We start from the raw sequence: 1,544 nt of genomic DNA on the forward strand, positions 1-1,544 counted from the left end.
CGCCGGTGGGGTCGAGCCAGTAGTGCTGGTGTTGGAAGGGGTAGGTGGGCAGGGGTGTGGGGTGGTGGGGGGTGTGGTGGGGGGTCCAGTCGAGGGTGTGGGTGTGGGTGTGGATGCGGGCGGCTGCGGTGAGGGCGGTGTGGGTGTGGGGGTGGGTGCGGCGTTGGAGGGGGGTGATGTGGAGGTCGGGGTGGTGGGTTTGGTGGCGGGTGGCGAGGGCGGTGAGGGGGGCGTCGGGGCCTATCTCGAGGAGGTGGGTGATGCCCTGGTCGGTCATCCACTGGATGTTGTCGTGGTGGCGGACGGTCTCGCGGAGGTGGCGGACCCAGTAGGCGGGGTCGGTGAGCTGGTCGGCGTGGGGCAGTGGGGTGTGCGGGGGGTGGAAGTCGGCGGTGGCCAGGACGTCGGCGAAGGCGTCGAGTATGGGGTCCATGTGGGGGGAGTGGAAGGCGTGGGAGACGTGCAGGGGGGTGGTTTTGCGGCCTTGGCGGGCCAGGGCGGTGGTGACGGTGTCCAGGGTGGCGCGGTCGCCGGACAGGACCAGGGAGTCGGGGGCGTTGACGGCGGCGATGGCCAGGGTGTGGGTGTGTGCGGCGATCAGGGGGGCGACGTCGTCCTCGGTGGCCTGCACGGCGGTCATCGCTCCGGTTTCGGGCAGGGACTGCATGAGGCGGCCGCGGGCGGCGACGATCCGGCAGGCGTCGTCCAGGCTCCACACGCCGGCCAGGTGGGCCGCGGCCAGTTCCCCGATGGAGTGCCCGGTCATCGCGTGGGCGGGGATGTTCCAGGAGCGGGCCAGCCGGGCGAGGGCGATCTCGATGGCGAACAGGGCGGGCTGGGCCCACTCGGTGCGTTCCAGGACGGTCTGTGCGGTAGGGCCCTCGTCAAGGACGACGTCCTTCAGGGGCCGGGGCAGATACGGTGCGAACGCCGTGCACACCTCGTCGAACGCGGCCGCGAAGACGGGGAAGTCGCGGTAGAGGCCGGCGCCCATCCCGGCGTACTGCGCGCCCTGCCCGGTGAACATCCAGCCCACCCGGCCCGGCCGGGCCGTCCCGTGGACCAGCTGCGGGTCCTCCTCACCGGCCGCGAGGGCCCGCAGGCCCTGCCGCAGCCGCGCGGTGTCCTCGCCCCACACCACCGCCCGGTGCTCGAACACGGCACGGGTCGTGGCCAGCGCGAACCCCACATCCACCGCCGTCCGGTTGCCGGCCGGCCCCTGCGCACCCGTCCACCGCTCCAGCCGTCGCGCCTGCTCCCGCAACGCCTCCACCGAACGGGCCGACAACACCCACGGCACCACCCCAGCCGCACCCACCACCCCACCAGACCCAGCCACCTCACCAGATTCCGCCGCTTCAGCCGGTTCAGCCGGTTCAGCCGCTTCCGCTGCTTCCGCTGCTTCGGCTGTTTCGGCTGTTTCGGCCGGTTGGGCTGCTTGGGTGGGTGGGGTGGGTTGGGGGGTGTGTTCGAGGATGAGGTGGGCGTTGGTGCCGCTGACGCCGAAGGAGGAGACGGCTGCGCGGCGGGGGTGGTGGGGGGTG

At 72.7% G+C, this 1,544-nt stretch carries 1 protein-coding gene; it reads right to left on the reverse strand.

The annotated features are described in order from the left end of the window. Positions 1 to 1,291: acyltransferase domain-containing protein (locus AB0N16_RS41750; protein WP_365806029.1), on the reverse strand; the 1,291-nt coding region annotated here is incomplete at its 3' end. Positions 1,292 to 1,544 lie beyond the last annotated feature (253 nt).

This window comes from Streptomyces sp. NPDC051105, from assembly GCF_040682795.1.
Lineage (GTDB): Bacteria > Actinomycetota > Actinomycetes > Streptomycetales > Streptomycetaceae > Streptomyces.